The organism is Bradyrhizobium sp. (assembly GCF_027451485.1).
Lineage (GTDB): Bacteria > Pseudomonadota > Alphaproteobacteria > Rhizobiales > Xanthobacteraceae > Bradyrhizobium.
Map to the genome: position 1 here is coordinate 1 of NZ_DAIDJE010000208.1, position 19,033 is coordinate 19,033.

Annotated in this window: 15 protein-coding genes; 6 read left to right on the forward strand and 9 right to left on the reverse strand. The window is 62.3% G+C overall.

What is annotated here, in order from left to right:
* Positions 1–1,103: alanine dehydrogenase (ald, locus tag NEZ08_RS24305; protein ID WP_298112871.1), on the reverse strand; the 1,103-nt coding region annotated here is incomplete at its 3' end.
* Between the two features lie 126 nt (positions 1,104–1,229).
* Between ald and NEZ08_RS24310 the strand changes: the two genes are divergently transcribed.
* Positions 1,230–1,718: an Lrp/AsnC family transcriptional regulator gene (locus tag NEZ08_RS24310; protein ID WP_298112873.1), complete on the forward strand. Its 489-nt coding sequence runs from the start codon at positions 1,230–1,232 to the stop codon at positions 1,716–1,718.
* 139 nt (positions 1,719–1,857) lie between these two features.
* Positions 1,858–3,564, forward strand: coding sequence for a SulP family inorganic anion transporter (locus NEZ08_RS24315; RefSeq protein ID WP_298112875.1), 1,707 nt, complete (start codon positions 1,858–1,860; stop codon positions 3,562–3,564).
* Between the two features lie 17 nt (positions 3,565–3,581).
* Here the strand turns inward: NEZ08_RS24315 and NEZ08_RS24320 are convergent, their stop codons facing one another.
* The 3 genes from NEZ08_RS24320 to NEZ08_RS24330 form a co-directional block, all read right to left on the reverse strand.
* On the reverse strand, positions 3,582–3,986 hold the full coding sequence (locus tag NEZ08_RS24320; protein WP_298112878.1) for a YccF domain-containing protein: 405 nt from the start codon (positions 3,984–3,986) through the stop codon (positions 3,582–3,584).
* 152 nt (positions 3,987–4,138) lie between these two features.
* A complete protein-coding gene (locus NEZ08_RS24325) occupies positions 4,139–5,923 on the reverse strand; it encodes an EAL domain-containing protein (protein WP_298112881.1) in 1,785 nt (594 codons plus the stop codon).
* Between the two features lie 168 nt (positions 5,924–6,091).
* On the reverse strand, positions 6,092–7,057 hold the full coding sequence (locus tag NEZ08_RS24330) for an HWE histidine kinase domain-containing protein (protein ID WP_298113179.1): 966 nt from the start codon (positions 7,055–7,057) through the stop codon (positions 6,092–6,094).
* Between the two features lie 228 nt (positions 7,058–7,285).
* Between NEZ08_RS24330 and NEZ08_RS24335 the strand changes: the two genes are divergently transcribed.
* Positions 7,286–8,128 (forward strand): SDR family NAD(P)-dependent oxidoreductase, encoded by an 843-nt coding sequence (locus NEZ08_RS24335; protein WP_298112884.1) that lies wholly within the window; start codon positions 7,286–7,288, stop codon positions 8,126–8,128.
* Between the two features lie 13 nt (positions 8,129–8,141).
* On the opposite strand, the gene NEZ08_RS24340 is transcribed toward NEZ08_RS24335, so the two are convergent.
* Together NEZ08_RS24340 and NEZ08_RS24345 are read right to left on the reverse strand one after the other, a co-directional pair.
* The gene (locus NEZ08_RS24340) at positions 8,142–9,518 is read right to left on the reverse strand and encodes a cytochrome P450 (RefSeq protein WP_298112888.1); all 1,377 of its coding nucleotides are present in this window, start codon (positions 9,516–9,518) and stop codon (positions 8,142–8,144) included.
* 41 nt (positions 9,519–9,559) lie between these two features.
* Positions 9,560–10,819 (reverse strand): LLM class flavin-dependent oxidoreductase, encoded by a 1,260-nt coding sequence (locus NEZ08_RS24345; protein ID WP_298112892.1) that lies wholly within the window; start codon positions 10,817–10,819, stop codon positions 9,560–9,562.
* 192 nt (positions 10,820–11,011) lie between these two features.
* On the opposite strand from NEZ08_RS24345, the gene NEZ08_RS24350 reads away from it, so the two are divergent.
* Both NEZ08_RS24350 and NEZ08_RS24355 read left to right on the forward strand, forming a co-directional pair.
* Positions 11,012–12,481 (forward strand): glycosyltransferase, encoded by a 1,470-nt coding sequence (locus tag NEZ08_RS24350; protein WP_298112895.1) that lies wholly within the window; start codon positions 11,012–11,014, stop codon positions 12,479–12,481.
* Positions 12,482–12,717: 236 nt separating this feature from the next.
* Complete coding sequence (locus NEZ08_RS24355; RefSeq protein ID WP_298112898.1) at positions 12,718–12,912, forward strand: hypothetical protein; 195 nt, start codon at positions 12,718–12,720, stop codon at positions 12,910–12,912.
* Positions 12,913–13,369: 457 nt separating this feature from the next.
* On the opposite strand, the gene NEZ08_RS24365 is transcribed toward NEZ08_RS24355, so the two are convergent.
* The 3 genes from NEZ08_RS24365 to NEZ08_RS24375 form a co-directional block, all read right to left on the reverse strand.
* Positions 13,370–16,543 carry a CheR family methyltransferase gene (locus NEZ08_RS24365; RefSeq protein WP_298112901.1) on the reverse strand — a complete coding sequence of 1,058 codons (3,174 nt, stop codon included), beginning with the start codon at positions 16,541–16,543 and terminating at the stop codon, positions 13,370–13,372.
* A 323-nt stretch (positions 16,544–16,866) separates the two neighbouring features.
* On the reverse strand, positions 16,867–17,148 hold the full coding sequence (locus NEZ08_RS24370; protein ID WP_298112904.1) for a hypothetical protein: 282 nt from the start codon (positions 17,146–17,148) through the stop codon (positions 16,867–16,869).
* A gap of 8 nt (positions 17,149–17,156) precedes the next feature.
* Positions 17,157–18,164, reverse strand: a complete 1,008-nt coding sequence (locus NEZ08_RS24375) for a chemotaxis protein CheB (RefSeq protein ID WP_298112907.1) — start codon at positions 18,162–18,164, stop codon at positions 17,157–17,159.
* A 102-nt stretch (positions 18,165–18,266) separates the two neighbouring features.
* Here NEZ08_RS24375 and NEZ08_RS24380 point away from each other — a divergent pair, with 102 nt between their 5' ends.
* Positions 18,267–18,656 carry a response regulator gene (locus tag NEZ08_RS24380; RefSeq protein ID WP_298112910.1) on the forward strand — a complete coding sequence of 130 codons (390 nt, stop codon included), beginning with the start codon at positions 18,267–18,269 and terminating at the stop codon, positions 18,654–18,656.
* Positions 18,657–19,033 lie beyond the last annotated feature (377 nt).

The following is a 19,033-nucleotide window of genomic DNA, read 5'->3' on the forward strand; positions in this document are numbered from 1 at the left end:
GCCTCGAGCGGCGCCTGATAGGCCAGCGCAAGGCTGTTTGCCACAGCCTCGCAGGTCACCTTGCCGCGATGGATGTTCAACCCGGCACGCAGGTGAGGATCGCGCCTGATCGCCGAAAGCCCCTCGGAGGCCAGCGCAAGACCGAACCGCAGGGTGGCGTTGTTGAGCGCGTGGCTCGACGTCAGGGGAACGGCGCCCGGCATGTTGGCAACGCAGTAGTGGATCACGCTATCGACGACGAATGTCGGGTGATCATGGGTGGTCGGGTGAGACGTTTCGAAACAGCCCCCCTGATCGATCGCGACGTCAACGACGACGGCGCCCTTCTTCATCGTTTTCAGCATCGGCCGCGTCACCAGCTTCGGCGCGCTGGCACCGGGAATCAACACGGCACCGATCACCACGTCGGCCGCAACAATCTCCTGATCCAGCGCCTCGCTGGTCGAAAACCGAGTTCGGACCCGGCCCGCGAACATATCGTCGAGTTCTTTCAGGCGCGGCAGCGAACGATCGAGGATGGTGACTTCGGCCCCGAGGCCGACGGCCATGCGTGCGGCCTGCGTGCCGACGATGCCCCCGCCGATGACGACGATGCGCGCCGGCTCAACGCCCGGAACGCCGCCGATCAACACGCCGCGACCGCCCGCCGGCCGCTTCAACGCCGAACCCGCAGCTTCGACCGACAGGCGCCCCGCGACCTCGCTCATCGGCGCAAGCAGAGGCAAGCCGCCACGCTCATCGGTGACGGTCTCGTAGGCGACCGCCGTGCAGCCCGACCGCAGCAGGCCTTCGGTCTGCTCGCGATCTGCAGCGAGGTGCAGGTAGGTAAAGAGGATCTGGCCCTCGCGAAGCTGCTGCCATTCCTGCGGCTGCGGCTCCTTGACCTTGACGATCATTGCGGCGCGCTCAAACACTTCTTCGGCGCTTGCCGCGATCGAGGCACCGGCGCGCTGATAGATTTCGTCGGACGCGCCGATGCCCGCCCCGGCCTCCCGCTCGATCAGAACGCTGTGACCTGCCGCCACATATTCGCGCACGGAAGAAGGCGTCAGACCGACGCGATATTCCTGCGCCTTGATTTCTCTGGGAACACCTACCAGCATCGTCGTCCTTCCCTCTTCAAGTCTTCTATCTAACAACGCAGCCGCTGGCGTTTCCGGCAAAGGCTACGCCACGCACCCCGAATTGCGCTGTATTCCTGCGTAAAAACTCGATATGGTGCAGGAATCATGCGAAAACTAGACCGATCCGATATCGCCTTGCTTCGGGAAGTGACTTCGAACGCCCGCACTTCACACGTCGAACTCGCCGAACGCGTCGGCCTTTCAAGCACCGCCTGCGCCCGCCGTCTCGCCGGGCTCGAACAAGACGGCTTGATCGAGGGATATCAGGCCGTACTCGGGCTGAAGGCCCTGGGTCTCGGCACCACGGTGGTGGTGCGCATCACGCTCGACAGCCAGAGCGAAGACGCCCTGGAAACCTTCGAACACTCGATTCTCAAATGTCCGTCGGTGGTGCGATGCTTGCTGATGTCGGGTAGCGACGACTATCTGGTCACGGTGATCGCGCGCGACATCGAGGATTTCGAGCATATCCACAAATCGCAACTCGCCCGCCTGCCGCGGGTCTCGCGCATCCAGTCGAGCTTTGCGATTCGCGATGTCGTCAACCGTTCGTTTCCGCCGGCGGCGCTTCTGTCGCCGGACAAGAGCCGCTGACCTCCAAAGCCGGGAGCGATCACCGCAGCAAAATCCGGCTACGCCGAAGCAGCGTGCTGCCATCTTGATTTTGCCGGGCGGAAATCGTCCAGTGCTGGCGCGATCGGTGAGCCGGCAAGGTGAAGGGAAACAGCGTATTATGGCGGGTCATTCCGGGGCTTCGCAGCCTTCCACCTCCGACAAAGCATGGCCGCTCTTTCGTTCGCTTGAAGGCTATCGCGCCGCGTTTCTCAGCCGTGATCTGTTCGCAGGAGTGACGCTTGCCGCCATCGTCATCCCCGAACAGATGGCGACCGCTCGCCTTGGCGGCTTCGCCCCGCAGATCGGCTTTTTGGCCTTTGTGGCGGGCTCGCTTGCCTTCGCAGCGTTCGGCAGCAACCGCTTCCTGTCATCGGGCGCGGATTCGACCATCACGCCGATCTTTGCCGGCGGCCTTGCAGCGCTCGCGGCCACTGGTTCGCCGGATTATGCGACGCTCGCCGCCGCGCTTGCGCTGATGGTCGGTCTGATGCTGACCGCGGCCGGCATTTTCCGGCTGGGCTGGATTGCCGATTTGCTGTCGGTCCCGGTCACGATCGGCTTTCTGGCAGGAATTTCAGTGCACATCCTGATATCGCAGCTGCCGGGAATTTTAGGAGTGCCGGCGCCTGAAGGTCCGACGCTCCAGCGCTTCGCGACCCTTGCCGAACATCTTGGGGAGGCTAACGTCTTTACGCTCGTCATCGGTTTAGGCGTGCTCACGATCATCGCGTTGTCAGAACGGATCGACTCGCGGATTCCCGGCGCGCTGATCGGTCTTGCTTTGGCCGCCGCCGCGGTCATGCTCTTGCATCTGGAGGGCCGCGGCGTCAGCGTGCTCGGCGCAATTTCGGTCGAACCGCCGAAGCTCGCAATTCCCGTCGTGTCGGTGGGGCACCTCACCAGTCTGCTGCCGCTCGGCCTGATCATCTCGATCGTCGTCATGGTACAGACAGCGGCGACGACGCGATCCTTTCCAACCGATCCCAATGAACCGCCGGACGTCAACCGCGACTTCGTCGGTGTCGGCATCGGGAGCATCTTTGCCGGCACGATCGGCGCCTTTGCCGTCGATGCGAGCCCGCCGCGAACTGCCGTGGTTTCCGAGACCGGCGGCCGCTCGCAGATCGCGGGCCTTGCGTCAGTTGCGATCGTCATCGCGCTGCTTGCCTTCGGCACGTCGCTGCTGCACCGGATCCCGAACGCTGCCCTTGGCGGGGTCTTGTTGTTTGTCGCGCTTCGCATCGTCCGCCTTGGCCAGATCATCGCCATCTTCCGGCAGTCGTTCGGCGAATTTCTGCTGATCCTGGTGACCGCGGCCGGGATCATCCTTCTGCCGATCGAACAGGGCGTCGGCATCGGCATCGGGCTGTCGCTGTTGCATGGTATCTGGACCACGACCCGCGCCCGCGTCCAGCGCTTCGAGCGCGTGCCGGGCACGTCGATCTGGTGGCCGGTGAGTTCAAAGCTGCCCGGCGAGCAGGAGCAAGGCGTGATCGTGGTCGGACTGCAGGCCCCGCTGTCGTTTCTCAACGCCTATGATTTCCGGCGCGATGTTATGGCAGCGCTTAAGTCGTCGCCCCAAAAAGTGCAGCTCATGGTACTGGAGGCGACCGGCATCGTCGAGATCGACTTCACCGCCGCGCAGGTACTCATCCAGGTTATCCGCCAATGCCAGGAGGACGGCATCGACTTTGCCATCGCCCGGCTGGAATCCGAGCGCGCGCAAGCCGCGATCAACCGCTTCGGCATCGATGCGCTGCTGGGGCCGGATCGCCAGTTTCGCAGCGTCGAAGAGGCGATCCGCGCCCGCGCCGGAAAAGGTTAAGCGAAGGCGCGAGACGCTTACGCCGGAACGATCGCGCGCCCGATCGGCCACAACGCGATGCCGGCGAGCTTCAAGTGCGCCCATGCAAAGGGAAGGCCGATGATTGTCACGGCCAGGACCACCGCGGTCGCAAGATGACCAAGCGCCAGCCACCAGCCGGCCAGTACCAGCCAGATCAGGTTGCCGATCAGGCCCAATAGACCGGTGCCGACATCGGACTCGCCGGTCAGAAGATCGCGCCGCACGGCTCGCTGGCCGAACGGCAACAGCGTATAGACGGCGATGTTGAAGGCCGCCCGCGCCCACGGCAGGCCGATGATGGTGATCGCCATGATCACCGCAGCAACAACCCATCCGGCGGCCATCCAGACCCCGCCCAGCAGCAGCCACAGGATATTCAGAAAAAGCGAGACCGGTTGCATGTGACCTCTTCGAACGGTGCGCGAGCTGCGACAGGCGTTGCGGCCGCACTGCGCGGGAAAAGCGCAGGCATCCACGGCAGGCAACACGACGAGAGGATAGCAGGGAAGATGCCGCGCCGGAATGGCCGGACAGGAAAACTCGAATACGGGCGCTAACGCCGATAGCGGCCCGGTCGTGACGAATAAGCGTTCCGGCTCTGCTGCGCGGGCCGGCTCATCTCGCTGACGCGCGACTCACTGGCGGCGGGCACCACCAGGTTGAGCTCTTCCAGGAAGACGGGCCTTGCAAAGTAGAAACCCTGCGCGTAGCGAATCCGCGTAGCCGCCTGGAGGTAGGCCAGTTCCTCGAAGCTCTCGACCCCCTCCGCAATCACGCTCATGCCGAGCGCTTCAGCCAGCGATTCGATCGCCCGCAGAATTCCCTGGCTGCGCGGACGAAGGTGGATGTCGGTGATGAAGGAGCGATCGATCTTGATTTCGTCGGCCGTGATGTCGGCGAGCGCCGACAAGGACGAATAGCCGATACCAAAATCGTCGATCGATATCCCTACCCCCATGTTGCGGAAGATCGGCACAACCACTTCCTGGAATCGCCGCTTGGTGACAAAGGCGTCTTCCGTGACCTCGATCATGAAACGTCGCGGGAAGCCGGTTGCCTCCAGCGCATCGGCAAATGACCGCATGAATTCGGGATTGTCGGCCTGCCTGGCGGCGACGTTGATGCTGATCGTCGCCGTGGACCCGAACGTCTCGTTGATGAGGTCGATCGAACGGACGATCTCGGCCAGCACAAGATGGGTCAGATCGTCGATCAGGCCGAGCTCTGCGGCGAGTTCGACGAAAGTGCCGGGCGCCTGGATGATACCCTCCTCGTCGCGCAGTCGCACAAGCGCCTCCACGCCTTTGACTTCCTTGGTCCGGATGTCGACCTTGGCCTGAAAAGCGCAGCAGAAGCGCTTCTCCAGGATGGCGTGCCGCAGCGACTGCTCGACCTTCATTCGCGCAAGCGCCTCGCGCTCCATGCCGGCATCGAAGAGAGCGGCCGCCCCCTTGCCGTCGTTCTTGACCCGGTACATCGCAATATCAGCGTTCTGGAGCAGCGCATCGTAACTGCGCCCATGGTCCGGAAACAGGCTGACACCGATCGAGGTCGATGCGAATATCTCCGAGCCGTCGATGAAGAACGGCGCCTTCAGCCGCTGCAAGGTCGCCTCGAAATAATCGGCGACATCCATCTCGCTCTCGATCGGGTTGAGAAGCAGCAGGAATTCGTCGCCGCTGATCCGCGACAGCATGTCGGTCTCGCGGAGGTGGAGACTGATCCGCTTGGCTACCTCGACCAGCAGCGCATCGCCGACCGAGTGGCCGTAATAGTCGTTGATGTGCTTGAAATTGTCGACATCGAGAAAAGCGACCGCAAAAGCATCGCGCTGTTCGGAGCGCTGGATCAGAGTCTGCACGCGGTGCTCGATCACCCGCCGCATCGGCAGGCCGGTCAATTCGTCAAAATAGGCCGAACGGAACAGATGATCCTCGACGGCCTTCTGTTCGCTGATATCGGTCGAACTCGAGAGCAGCAGCTTGCGGCCCGCGATATCCACCGGCCGATGCGCGGCGAGCAGGACCTGCTCGCCGCCGTTGCCGGCAACGGGCATCTCCACAACGGCCGCGCGGCCGGCGCGAAGCAGCTCACGTCCGTGTTTCTGCCGCTCGTCGAGATATTTCGAGACAAACTGTCCCGCAGGCCCGGCGGCCATCCCCAGCTGCGACGCCGCGGCGTCATTGATCAGAAGAAATCGGCCCTCCTCATCCTGAACGGTGACGCCGGTGGGGAGCAGGCGAAGAATATCCCGAAGCAGGCCGAGGTCATGCTCGGCTGCGAATTCGGTGGAGTCGGCGCTGATTGCGGATGCTTGGAGCGGTGACGCGTTCTGCATGACCGGGCGAGACTGGCAAAGTCTCTTGTAGTTTTGGTTAAGTGGCCTCTCACGGATTCGCGCGTCGCCGCTTTCAAACCGGGCGGTCGCGATCGTCATTAACAGAACGTCAATGATCCGTCCCGCGCGCCATCGGCTCGCCCGATCCTGCCATGAACAGGCCGTTGATCAGGTTTTGGGCACGCGGCATTGCATGGTGCAATGGAGGCCGCTCTTCAAGAAGCTGAGTTCCGTCTTGCCATCGAAAGGGGCGAGCGCCGATTGGAGCAACTTGGTGCCGAATCCGGGCTGCCCGACGGCGCCGATTACAGGTCCTTCGGTTTCGTCCCATGCGATACGCAGACGATCGTCCGTGATGGACCAGGACACCTGAAGCACACCGCGCTCGGAGGAAAATGCGCCGTATTTCGCCGCGTTGGTCGCAAGCTCGTGGAAGATCAGCGCGAGGCTGACGGCGAGCTTGGCCGGCAGAAACAACCGCTCGCCGTTGAGGTTGAAGCGGACATGGCCATAAGGTCCAAGTTCAGAGAGCAGCAGATCCTTGATGTCGCAGCCGCCGCCGTCGACCTTGGTGATCAGTTCGTCGGTCGCGGCCAGCGCGCGGAGGCGATGGTCGACGCTCTCCCAGACCTGCGGCTGGTTTTGCAGCGCCTGATGCAGCACGGCATGGATAGTCGAGAGCTTGTTCTTCAGCCGGTGTTGCAACTCCTCGACGATGAGCTTGCGATACTCCTCTTCCCGGATCAGCCGCCTGGAAATTTCCCGCTGTCTGGCAGTGAGCGACCGATAGTGCTCCACCCCCCAGATCGTCAGCCCGGACACCACTGCGAAAATCGCCAGCAGCATAAGCCGCGGGAAAAAGCCGCTCGGCGCCTCGCCGAAATTCAGCGCAATGCCGAACCCTCCGGCGGCGGCGGCCGTGCCAATGCCCGCGCGATAGCCGCCGAGAGCGGTTGCAAAGAGCACGGCCGGGAAATACGGCGTGAAATAGACGTCCGGCCGGAGCATGGAGAGAATCCAGCGCGCCGCCGTCGAGAGCGCCAGGCAGGCAATTGAAAATCCCAAGATGAACGCCGGTGAGGGCCGGCCGATTCCTTGCCAGCCTCGCCGAAACTCACCGACCAAACCTGCCATAGGCTGCATCACGGGGTATTCTGGACTCGAAGGAGACGTCATCATAACCGAAATTGGCCGGCCGCCGAGAAGGGATGTGAGCGTAAGAATCCGACCACCAGGATGAGCCAAGGCATTCCTTGGGATGAAACCGATCTCGGCGGGAGCGCCAATCGGCAGCAGGCGACTTGCGCTGACTGGACCTGCCTAACATAGTTCAATGAGGCCATCAAAAGGAGGACGATTCCAATGGGCAGGCTGGACGGGAAGATTGCTGTCATCACCGGTGCGACGAGCGGAATTGGTTTACGCACCGCCGAGATATTCGTGGCCGAGGGCGCAAAAATTGTCGTCGCCGGGCGCCGCTCCGCAGAGGGCGACGCGCTTGCGAGAAGGCTCGGCCCAGCCTGCCTCTTCCGCCGCACCGACGTCACCGTCGAAGACGATATTCGAAAGCTGATCAATGAGGCTGTCGACAAATTCGGCCGCATCGACTGTCTTTTCAACAATGCTGGCGGACCGGCGCAGACGGGTGGGATCGAGGGCCTCGAAGCCGAGCGTTTCGATGCCGCCATGGCGACGCTGGTGCGCAACGTCATGCTCGGCATGAAGCATGTCGCTCCGCACATGCGGCGCCAGGGCTCCGGCAGCATCATCAACAATGGCAGCATCGCCGGCCGGCTCGCCGGCTTCTCATCCTCGATCGTCTATGGCGCCGCCAAGGCTGCCGTCATTCACCTGACCAAGTGCGTCGCCATGGAACTCGGCGAAGCCGGCATCCGCGTCAACAGCATTTCACCGGGCGCGATCGCCACCGGCATTTTCGGCAAGGCGCTGGGACTGTCGGTTGAGGCTGCCGAGAAAACAGCGGCGGTGATGCGCGAGGTCACCAAGTCGGCACAGCCGATCCCGCGCGCCGGTCTGCCAGATGACATCGCACATGCGGCGGTGTTCCTTGCCAGCGACGAATCCACCTTTATCAACGGGCATGATCTCGTCGTCGACGGCGCCATCACCGGCGGCCGCAACTGGACCCAGCAACAACAGGGTTATGTGGCCATGCGCAAGGCGTTCGATCAGATCGGCGGCTGAACTCTCGATCGGCCTAAGCCGTCGGCGTCACCATCACCCGCAACCCGTCGCGCGGCTTGGGGATCGGCCACATGTACCAGTCCGGCGCCCGGCCACTCGGCAGCGAGACGCTGACGCTTTGCAGGAAATGCCGCGCAAAACATTTCGCCTGCATGTAGGCGAAATGCAGTCCCAGGCACATATGCGCGCCGCCGCCGAACGGCACGAAAGCGAAACGATGGCGGCTGCGCTGCGCCTCCTCGGTGAAGCGCAGCGGATCGAAGCCATCGGGATCGGGCCAGATATCGCGCATGTGATGCGTGAACAGCGGGTTGATGCCGACCAGCGTACCGGCCGGAATGTCGTAGCCGCCGAAGGCGAAATCGCGCGTCGCGCGCCGGGGGACCGACGGTACGGGCGGTCGCAGCCGCATCGCTTCCTTGAACGCCATTTCGGTGAGCGGCATCGCTTCGAGGTGCTCGAAGGAGGTCGGCGCATCGCTCGCAACGCCGAGACTCGAAACTTCGTCACGCAGTTTCTGCTGCCACTGCGGGTTCGCGGCGAGTGCCGCCACGAAGGAGGTCAGCGACGATGTCAGCGTGTCGTGCGCGGCCATCATCAGAAAACTCATATGATCGACGATATCCTGCGGCGACAGCAGCGCACCGTCCTCATGGGTGGCACGGCAGAGCTGGGAGAACAGATCCTCGCCGCCTTTGGCCCGGCGGATGGGGATCTGCTCGGAAAAGTAAGCCACGATGCGCGCGCGGCCCTTGACGCCGCGCGCCATCTGCGTGCCCGGCAAAGGCGTTCGGATCGGCGCGATCGACGCCGCGACCATATCGACAAAGGCTTTGGTGATCTCCTCGACCTCGGGACCGATCGCGGTGCCGAGAAATGACGTGGCGGCAAGATCGAGCGTCAGCTGCTTCATCGCCGGATAAAACAGCATTTCTCCCGGACGCTGCCGCCACTCGGCGACGCGCTGCGCAATGCCGGCGTCGAGCGCCGCCAGATAGGACTTCATCGGACCGGATTTGAACGCGACCGACAGGGCGCGGCGGTGCAGCCGATGCTCGTCGAAGTCGAGCAGCATCAGGCCGCGCGGGAACAGACGGCCCAGGATGGTGCCCCAGCCATGGGTGGACGAGAACAGCCTGACCTGATCGAACAGCACGAGCTCGTTGGCTTCAGGTCCGAGAATCGTCAGGCTGGTCTCGCCAAGCACGCGGCTCCGATAGACGTGGCCATATTTCGCCGCCATCCGCTCGACCTCGCCCTTCGGATCAGCAAGGATGTTGAGGGTCCGGCCGACCAGCGGCCAGCCCTCGTCGCCCGGAATGTGCGAAAGCGCCTTGCGGTGCGGCGCGGTCAGTGCCATCGGCTGAAAAGTCGCACTTTGCATCGACATGTCGGAAGCTCCATGGACTCGAGGGAACGATTAAGCGCCTATCAGGCCTTTTGGTGTTTGGCCGCTTCCTTCTGCAAATCCGGTGCATTCACGGCCGGAATGGCGACGCGGCCCGGACCGGTCAACGGCAGGGCCGCGGCGGCCTTTTCGTTCTCCATGATCTTGGCCATCACGGCCTGGCCGGCGCGCTCGAACACCGCGCGGTTTTCGATCAGGAATTTCTGCGACTCGCGAAGCTTGGTGACATAGCCGTTGATCTCCGGGATCACATAACGCGCCACCATGTCCCAGCTGCGGCGCGTATTCTCGGGGCTCGCCCAATCGTGGACGAAACCGATAATACTGCCGACGCCGCCGGACACCTCCATCAATTTTTTGATGGTTTTGACGAGGTCGTCGGGCGTGCCGATAGTGGACGCGGCATTCTCGCCCCCGGCGGTCTTCTCCAGCGCATCCTCGGGCGAGGTAAAGGGCACAAGGCCCGGACGCTGCAACGTCTGCACATTATATTCGTTATGCCAGCGCATCAGCCCGGCGCCAGCCTCGGCCCTCGCCTGTTCGCGGCTTTCGGCAATGTGCCAGGACAAAAGCACGCGCCAGTCGGCGCGGCTGACGGTCGTGCCGTGCTTTTTCGCGGCGTCCTCGGCAAAACTCCACTGGGTGGGCAGCGCCATCAATCCTTGCGTCGACATCGAGCCGAGCGAAATGATGCCGATGCCGTATTTGCCGGCGAGCGTCATTCCGGACGGCGAAATTTGCGAGGCGACTACAAATGGCATGTCCTCCTGAAGCGGAAGGATCTGCAACGCCGCATCGTTCAGGGTGAACCAGTCGCTCTTCGCGGTCACCCGCTCACCGCGAAACAGCCGGCGGATGATCGCGATCGCCTCGTCCTGGCGGTCGCGCTGCACCATCGGATCGATGCCGAGCGTATGCGCATCCGACGCCAGTGCCCCGGGGCCGGAGCCGAAGATGGCGCGCCCGCCGGTCATGTGATCGAGCTGCACCATGCGCTGGGCGACGTTGAATGGATGGTGGTAAGGCAACGAAATCACGCCGGTGCCGAGCTTGATGCGCTTGGTACGTTCGCCGGCAGCCGCCAGAAACATTTCCGGCGAGGCGATCATTTCCCAGCCCGAGGAGTGATGCTCGCCGCACCAGAACTCGTCATAACCGAGTGAATCGAGCTGCTCGACCAGATCGAGATCGCGGCGGAATTGCAGCATCGGGTGCTCGCCGATCGGATGATGCGGGGCGAGAAAGGCGCCGAACTTGAGACGGGCCGACTTTAGAGAAGACATGGGTGTTCTCTCCGGGCGTTTATCGCTTTTGCTTGACGCCACGTTAGGGGTTGAAAAAGCACAAGGCAATCGGGGGCTTCCGCACGCGCCGCATGCATCTCCCGTCCGGCAAAATCGGTCATTTTCGATCGAATTTACAGCTCTTTACCGTTCGGCTAAGAGGGCGCTCGGTTTACCGAGATCGAGGTTGGGATGTATTTGAGGCCGTCCGACTCTGCGCGCTCCCTCGAGCTGCCGACGCAGCGCAAGCGCGACCTCGTCGAGCATTTCGAGGCCAATGGCGATGAGCTCCAGAGCTGGCGCGAATTCAACGCCGCCTACCACGAAGACGATTTGAAGTTCATGCGCTTCCTGGTTCCACCGGGCAAGCGCGTGCTGGAATTGGGATGCGGCCGCGGCGATCTGCTTGCCGCGCTGGAGCCTTCTTATGGCGTCGGCATCGACTTCGGCGCCAAGACGATCGCCAAGGCCAACGAACTGCACCCCCATCTGTATTTTGTGCTGGGCGACGTCGAAGATCCAGCGACGCTCGCCTCGATCGAAGGACCGTTCGACTACATCGTAATTGCCGACACCATCGGTATGTTCGAGGACATCGATGCGACCTTGCGGCTGGTGCATCAGCTTTGCGCACCGTCGACGCGCATCATCATCTCCTATTACTCCCATCTGTGGGAGCCGGTGCTGAAGGCGGCCGAAGCGCTCAAGCTGCGGGCCACGCAGCCGACCATCAACTACATCGCGACCGCCGACTTCCTCAATCTGATGGATCTTGCGGATTTCGAGGTCATCAGCCAGGAACAGCGCCAGCTGTTACCGCGCCACTGGCTGGGGCTGGGCCCGTTCATCAACCGCTTCATCGCGCCGCTGCCCGGCATCAGGAAACTGTGCCTGCGGACTTATCTGGTCGGCCGTCCGGTGCGGCAATTTCCGGACCGGAAATTCTCCGCGAGCATTCTCATTCCCTGCCGCAACGAGAGAGGCAATATCGAGAACGCAATCCGGCGCATGCCGCGGTTTGGCACCTCGCAGGAAATCCTGTTCGTCGAGGGTAATTCCAGCGACGGCACTTTTGCCGAATGCGAGCGCGTGCGCGACGCCTACAAGGACAGCTGGGACATCAAGGTGCTGAAGCAGGACGGCAAGGGCAAGGGCGATGCGGTGCGCAAGGGTTTTGCTGCCGCAACCGGCGACGTGCTGCTGATATTGGACGCCGATCTGACGATGCCGCCGGAAGCTCTGCCGAAATTCCACGCCGTCATCGAGACCGGTAAGGCCGAGTTCGTCAACGGCACGCGCCTGATCTATCCGATGGAGGACGAGGCGATGCGCCCGCTCAACTTCATCGCTAACCGCATCTTCGCCTATCTCTTCAGCTATCTCGTCAACACGCGCCTTACCGACACGCTGTGCGGCACCAAGGTGCTCCTGCGCAAGGACTACGAGGTGCTGGCGCGCGAGCGCAGCTATTTCGGCAACTTCGACCCGTTCGGCGATTTCGACCTGATCTTCGGCGCGGCGAAGCAGAACCTGAAAATTATCGAGACCCCGATCCACTACAAGGCCCGCACCTTCGGCGAGACCCAGATCTCGCGCTTCCGCGACGGATGGCTGCTGCTGAAGATGGTGTGGTTTGCCTACCGCAAACTGAAGGCGATTTAGACGACGTTGTCCGAGCAAGCACGCCGTCGGGCTTGAACCGAGGGTGGAACCGGCTGGCGCGCGTCAAAGCCAGAATCCGGAGCCGCAGCCCTGCTTTGATCAAAGCCGGCTAGGCGCTGGTGCCAAACGCGGGCCGCAAGGCGGCTGCAAAATTGCCTCAAGCCAGTCATCGTTTCGGTCGAAGCACGGGGCAACCATTCAACGGCTGTCGAGTGTGCCCGAGTGGAGTAGCGTCGGTGCTGAGTGAGCTTCAAACCAAACTTGAGAAATATGAGCGCAAAGCCGCACAGTACGAAAAGGCGGCGCAACAAGCGACCAGCGGGCCTGACCGCGCGTTTTACCAGGGACTTGCTTCCTATTGCGACGATCTGGCTGCAAAATTTCGGCAGGTCATTGCGAAGCGGGCCAATACACCCCTGGCTGCCGAATGATCCGGTCCGGAATGCCGGTCGTCATGGTGTGACATCGCCGCACGGCGAGCACGTCGGCTGATTCGCGCTCACGCCCACCTTTTTCCGAACACGGGGGCCTTCGGCTGATCGATCTTCCAATCGAAGAAATCGTGATTGCCGGACCAGGCGTGGACTTCGACACCGCAAACCTCGCAATCAAAACGGCCGGAACGCCTGGCCGAGTGCTGCTCTTTCGTTGCAGCGTAACCTAGCCCGCAATTGGGACAGTCAAAAAATTCGGTGGTCCAGATGCTGCCTGCCATGGCCGCGATGATGCTATGCCTCAAGCTGATCTTCCAGCCTGCTCGTTCGACATAGTCAACGACCTGCTACCCGGGCATTCGAGGCCGGCGAGCTACCCGATAGCCATTTTTTAAACTTTACCGCCCTGCAAAGCGGCCTGATGAAGCGCCGAACTGTTCGTTCCGTGCTTCGACTATCCCGCCCCGACGACCGGCGTGTGCACGACCCGGCGATTGAGCGGAATTGCGATCGTGCAATGCAGCCCTGACGGATCATAGTTCAGCATTGTCTTGCCCTTGAGTTCGAAGGCCAGGGTCTTTTCGAGCAATTCGGTGCCGAAGCCCTTGCGCTGAGGCCGCTCGATGCGCGGCCCCCCCCGTTCCTGCCAGTCAAGGATCAGCTCAATCGGATTGACACTATCATCGAGCCGCCAGGACACGTCGACCTTGCCCGTCGGCCGGCTCAGCGCGCCATACTTGATGGCGTTGGTGGCCAGCTCATGGATCGCGAGCGCAAAGGTCTCGGCCGCCTTCGGCTGGAACCGCACGGGCGGACCTGAGACGCGAAGCTGCTCCCCTTCGCGGGCGTTATAGCCGAGCATCTCTTCGACCACGAGATATTCAAGATCGACGCCGCCCTCGGGATCGCGTGTCACCATGGCCTGCGTCCGCGCGAACGCATTGAGCCGGCCGTCGAGATGCGAGGCATAGTCCTCGACGCTGGACGATGTTTCGGCCGACCGCCGGGCGATCGAGCGCACGACGCCGAGGGTGTTGCGAACGCGGTGCTGCAATTCGGCAAGCAGGAGACGCTGGCGCTCCTCCGCGCGCGTAATGGCGGTCACGTCGATGAACGTGATCACGACGCCGGCGATGAAATTGTCGATGCTTCGATAGGGCAGGATGCGCACGATGTAGCGCGTGCCGCTGTCGGGTGCGGTCAGTTCGCGCTCGGCGCTGGCGAGCGTGCGGAGAACGCGGCGAACGTCGTCGTAGAGATCCTCGATCGGAATACGGGCCTTGATGTGGGCAATGGGGCGACCGACATCGGTTTCGACCAGATGCAGCACCTGGGTGATCGCCGGGGTAAAATTCATCACGCGCAGATCGTTGTCGAGAAAGACCGTTGCGATCTGCGTGCTTTCCAGGAAATTCTTCAGGTCGCTGGTGGCGCGCGTCAACTCCTGAACGCGGTGCGCCAGCTCGCCATTGACGGTGGTCAGCTCTTCGTTGACCGATTGCAGCTCCTCGCGCGAGGTTTCCAGCTCTTCATTGGCCGATTGCAGCTCTTCATTGAGGGACTGATACTCTTCATTGGAAGATTTCAGCTCCTCGTTGGTGCTTTCGAGTTCCTCGATCGTCGCCTGCAAGCGTTCCCGCGTGGCGCGCAATTCGCTTTCGAGCCGCTCGACATGCTCGGTCCGCACCAGCACATTCGAGTTGCTCTCAGCGGTATCGGCGAGGCGCACGGGGCCGTCCTTGAACAGCACAACGAAATTGCGGTGTCCGGCCGGCCCATCGAGCACCGGTTCGACCGTGATGTCGACAAGCACGCGGTGGCCGTTGACGCCGAGCTGGACCTGGTCGGCGTGGGCCGCCTCGTTGGTCTCGAGAGCGCGGCCCAGCGCGGTGCGCAATTCGAGCCGGAGATCGCGGTGAACGAGACCCAGCAGATCGAGCGTCGCGGCTCCGGCGGTCGGCTCGATGTAACGGCCGGTGCGGCCGGAGAAATGCAGGATCTGGAAGTTCTCGTCGGTGATCACATAGGCCGGCGCGTACCGCTCCGCGATGCGCTGGGCCCGCCGCTCCAGGCCGACATCGGGTCCGAAGGTGCGCACCGGCGGCACCTCGGCCGCCGCACGGCCGGCGGCGGTCGTGATCGGAAACTCCGGCGGCAGCCGCGTGCCGGTTTCGAGCTTCTTGAAAATCCGCGCGCGGCGATCGACAGGCGCAAACAGCTTCGGATGCCGTGTGACATTTTCTGAATTGCCCAGGAAAAGGAAGCGGCCCGGCAGAAGCGCGAAATGAAACAGCGGGATCACCCGGTTTTGCAGCTCCGCATTCAGGTAAATCAGAAGATTGCGGCAGGACACCAGGTCGAGCTTTGAAAACGGTGCATCCTTGATGACATTATGCTGAGAGAAGATGCACATTTCGCGCAGCTCCTTGACAACACAGTACGTGTCGCCTTCGCGAACGAACCAGCGCGCCAGCCGCTCCGGCGACATGTCATCCTCGATACTGGTCCGGTATCGGCCGACCCGTGCGGTGGCGAGCGCGCGGCCGTCAATATCGGTGGCGAAGATCTGCACCTGCGGCGGCGCATCGAGCTTTGCCATCTGCTCGCGGAGCAGAATGCCGATCGAGTAGGCTTCCTCGCCCGTAGCGCAGCCCAGTACCCAGATACGAACCTGCTGGCCCGCCCCCTTGTCCTCGAAAATCTTCGGGATCACCTGGGTCTCGAGCACCTCAAACTCCCGCTTGTCGCGAAAGAATTCGGTCACGCCGATCAACAGATCGTTGAAGAGATGCTGTGCTTCGTCCTTGTCGTTGCGCAGGAAATCGACATAGGCGGCGATCTCGCCGATCTGAACGACCTGCATGCGCCGGTGCACGCGGCGCAGGAAAGTGTTCTGCTTGTAGCCGTGGAAATCGTTGCCAGTCTTGTTGCGCAGGATGTCGGCGATGCGCGACAGCGAGGTGGCTGCCGCAGCCAACACCTCGTCAAAGCCCTGCTTTTCGTCGAGGCGGCGCAAGTGCCGGGCATAGACCTGGATATGTTCGGGAATCTGTTCCGGCGCCAGCACGAAGTCGGCGATCGCCGCCGGCGTGTTGCTGTCGGTGAGATGATCGGAGCCTTCATTGACGGCCTGTTCCGAGATCGCCAGCCCGCCATGGTCTTTCAGGGTGGCAACGCCCAGCGTTCCATCGCCGCCGGTGCCGGCCAGCACCACGCCGATGGATTGCTCCGCGCGCTCTTCCGCCAATGACACGAGAAAACTGTCGATCGTGGCGCGCTCGCCCGGTGCCTGCTGTGCGGGCCTGACCGCAAGCCTGTCGTTCTGGATCGTCGTAATCACGCCGGCCGGACACAGATAAATCGTGCCGCCTTCGATCTTTGCGCCGTCATGGGCCTCGGCAAGCCTCGTCCCATCGACACGCGCGAGAATACCTCGCAGCCAGGTTTCGTCGAAGGCCTCGCGGTGCTGCAGAACGAGGACGATCGCCTGCTCGGCTTCAAGCGAGAACTTGGAGAAAAATCGTTCGATGCTGGTCATCGTGCTGGCTGACGCGCCAACTCCGATCACCAAGGGGGCTTTCGCCTGACGCGAAGTGTCTCCTGTCGGAGACTGGCTGGGTTCATCCATGCCGGACGGCTTTCTGAATTATTCGGCTATTTCCCGGACTCGCGTGAATAGCAGATTGCAAGCCCATTCAACAGACTATCGGGGAATCCGGCAACCGCGCGCCTGCATGCGGCGCGGAATTGCAAAGCCGGCCGAAACGGATGATAGTGGGCCATGATTCCCGCGCCCGCCCCCCGAGCTGCTGGCTCTCTTCAGCCGCGCAGAGCTTGCGAGCACTCAGGCCCGCCGCCTTCTCGACGAAAACGGCCGCTGGCGCCAAAGCGCACTTGAGCGACTGGACACCATATTCGAACTCGGAGCCGAATTCAGGAACACGCGCCGCGTCAACCCTGCCTGAGATTCTCCGGACAGAATTGCCGCTCAAGATAATTCACCCGCTCTGCGATCAGTGCGCGGTGCCGTTCCCACTCGACGAGGGTCTGCTGCAGCAGCTGAACGAGCCGTTCGGCCTGCCTCGAATCGTGACCGGAGGCCCGCAATTCCGAGAGCAAGAGCTGCTGGTTTCGCAGCCGCGCCCACCCCTGCTCAATGTCGCTGTCAGCTTTAACCAGAAGCGCCTTTTCCGTGCTGAGTTGCTCGGCCGGATCGGCGGGAAAGGCTGTCATGCCGCGACCTAACTCTCCGGTTTCGGAGCCTGGGGGTCGAGCGAATGTAGCACGACACGCCGTACCATGTCGGCATATTCGCGATATTCGGCGGCGCGGGCGTCATACATCTGTGCCACCGCCGTGCGCCCGCTGTGCCGGCCATCTTCCGCCATCCGGTGCACCAGTTCGGCGCGCTCCTCGATGATCCGCAGTGCCACGCGCAGCGCTTCGTCGACCCGACCCTCCTGTTCCCTGGCGAGCACATCGGCCGTGAAGCCGTGGCCGACCTGGCAACGAAAGCGCAGCGGATTTTCCATTTTGAGCGCAGAGAGCACGCCGCCGCAACTCGGGCAGGTGAGCGGCGCAGGATCGGCGATCTTCGCCAGGCTATCGCTGCCGATGCGCTCGCCGGCGGCGATTTCGACCTCAAGGCGGATTTCCGGCGGCACGGGAAGCCGGGTTCCGGGCTCCTCGCGCACGAGATCCGACAAGACATCGCCGATCCTGACGCCCGGAACACAGAGATCAACCGTGGTGGACTCCAGAGCTCGTAGCGGCATCTCGTTGGCGATTGCATCCGCTGGATCCTGCACCAGCGCAACGCCGCCACATTGCTTGATCGCGGTCAGGCCAGCAGCGCCATCCGACAACAGCCCCGAGAGGACCACACCGATCACACGAGGGCCGTAATGCAGCGCCGCCGAGCGAAAAAGCGGGTCGATCGCCGGCCGCACCATGTTTTCGCGCGGGCCACGACCCAGCATCATGTGGCTTTCGAGCAGCAAGAGATGATGATCCGGCGCGGCCAGATAGATATGACCGTTCTCGATCACCATGCCGTTCTTGGCCTGAACCACCGGCATTCGCGCCGAAGCGTTCACGACGGTCGATAGAATCCCGATCCCCTGCGCCGGGATATGCAGAACCACGAACACCGCCGCCGCAAGGTCGGCAGGTAGCCGGCCAAGAATGTCTTTCAAAGGTCCGGTCGCGCCTGACGAGCCGCCGATCACGATGATGTCGCGGTTAGGCATGGAACCAGCCTCGAGCCATTGCCGTTTGCATTCAGTTTGCACCAAGGCATGCCCGCAGCATACGTTCCTAACGAAAACCGGCCGTTGAGCTTGGGAAGCGAGATGATCACCCATCCCGAACGTCCAGGTCCGCTTGCGGGCCGCCGCGTCCTCGTGATCGAGGACGAATATTTTCTCGCCGATGATATCGCCCGCGCGCTGACCGCGCTCGGCGCACGGATCGTCGGCCCCTATGGCGATCTTGATGAAGCAGCCGACGTCGTTGACCGCGACGTCGCGATCGATGCGGCGGTCGTGGATATCAATCTGAGAGACAAGATGGCTTACCCGCTGGCGCACATCCTGCGCTCCCGCAAGGTGCCGCTTGTCTTCACTTCGGGCTACGACAGGAACTCGATCGCCACCGAATTGCAGGATGTGCAGTTGTGGGGCAAGCCATTGGACATCAAGGCTTTGGCTCGAGAATTGACCAGCATGATAAAGGGCAACTGAGCGCCATCCCGGCCGCAGAATCCGACAACGCCTGATCGAGGCTGGTCTTGAGGCGGGCTGAGTCTCTTTCCGCGCGTTGCGATTGCACGATGGTGTGGCCGATCCGATTTGTCAGGGCGGAAGCCTCAAAACGGAGAGAACGCCGTTCTCGTCGCAAGTGCTGCGATTCCACGATGGACTGGTTAGCTCTTGTGAGCAACTCCCGCATCGATAGATCATGCAGGTGATTTGCTGTTTTGCGCGCTATCGCAGGTAGTCCGGCGAGATGAAAAAATACTGACGCACCGCCGCGCTCCTCTGATCTGACGACGAATCGAATGTGACAGTTCTGTGCAAGTTGATGTTTGAGTTCCATCCGTCGCGTTGAGGTGCTTCTG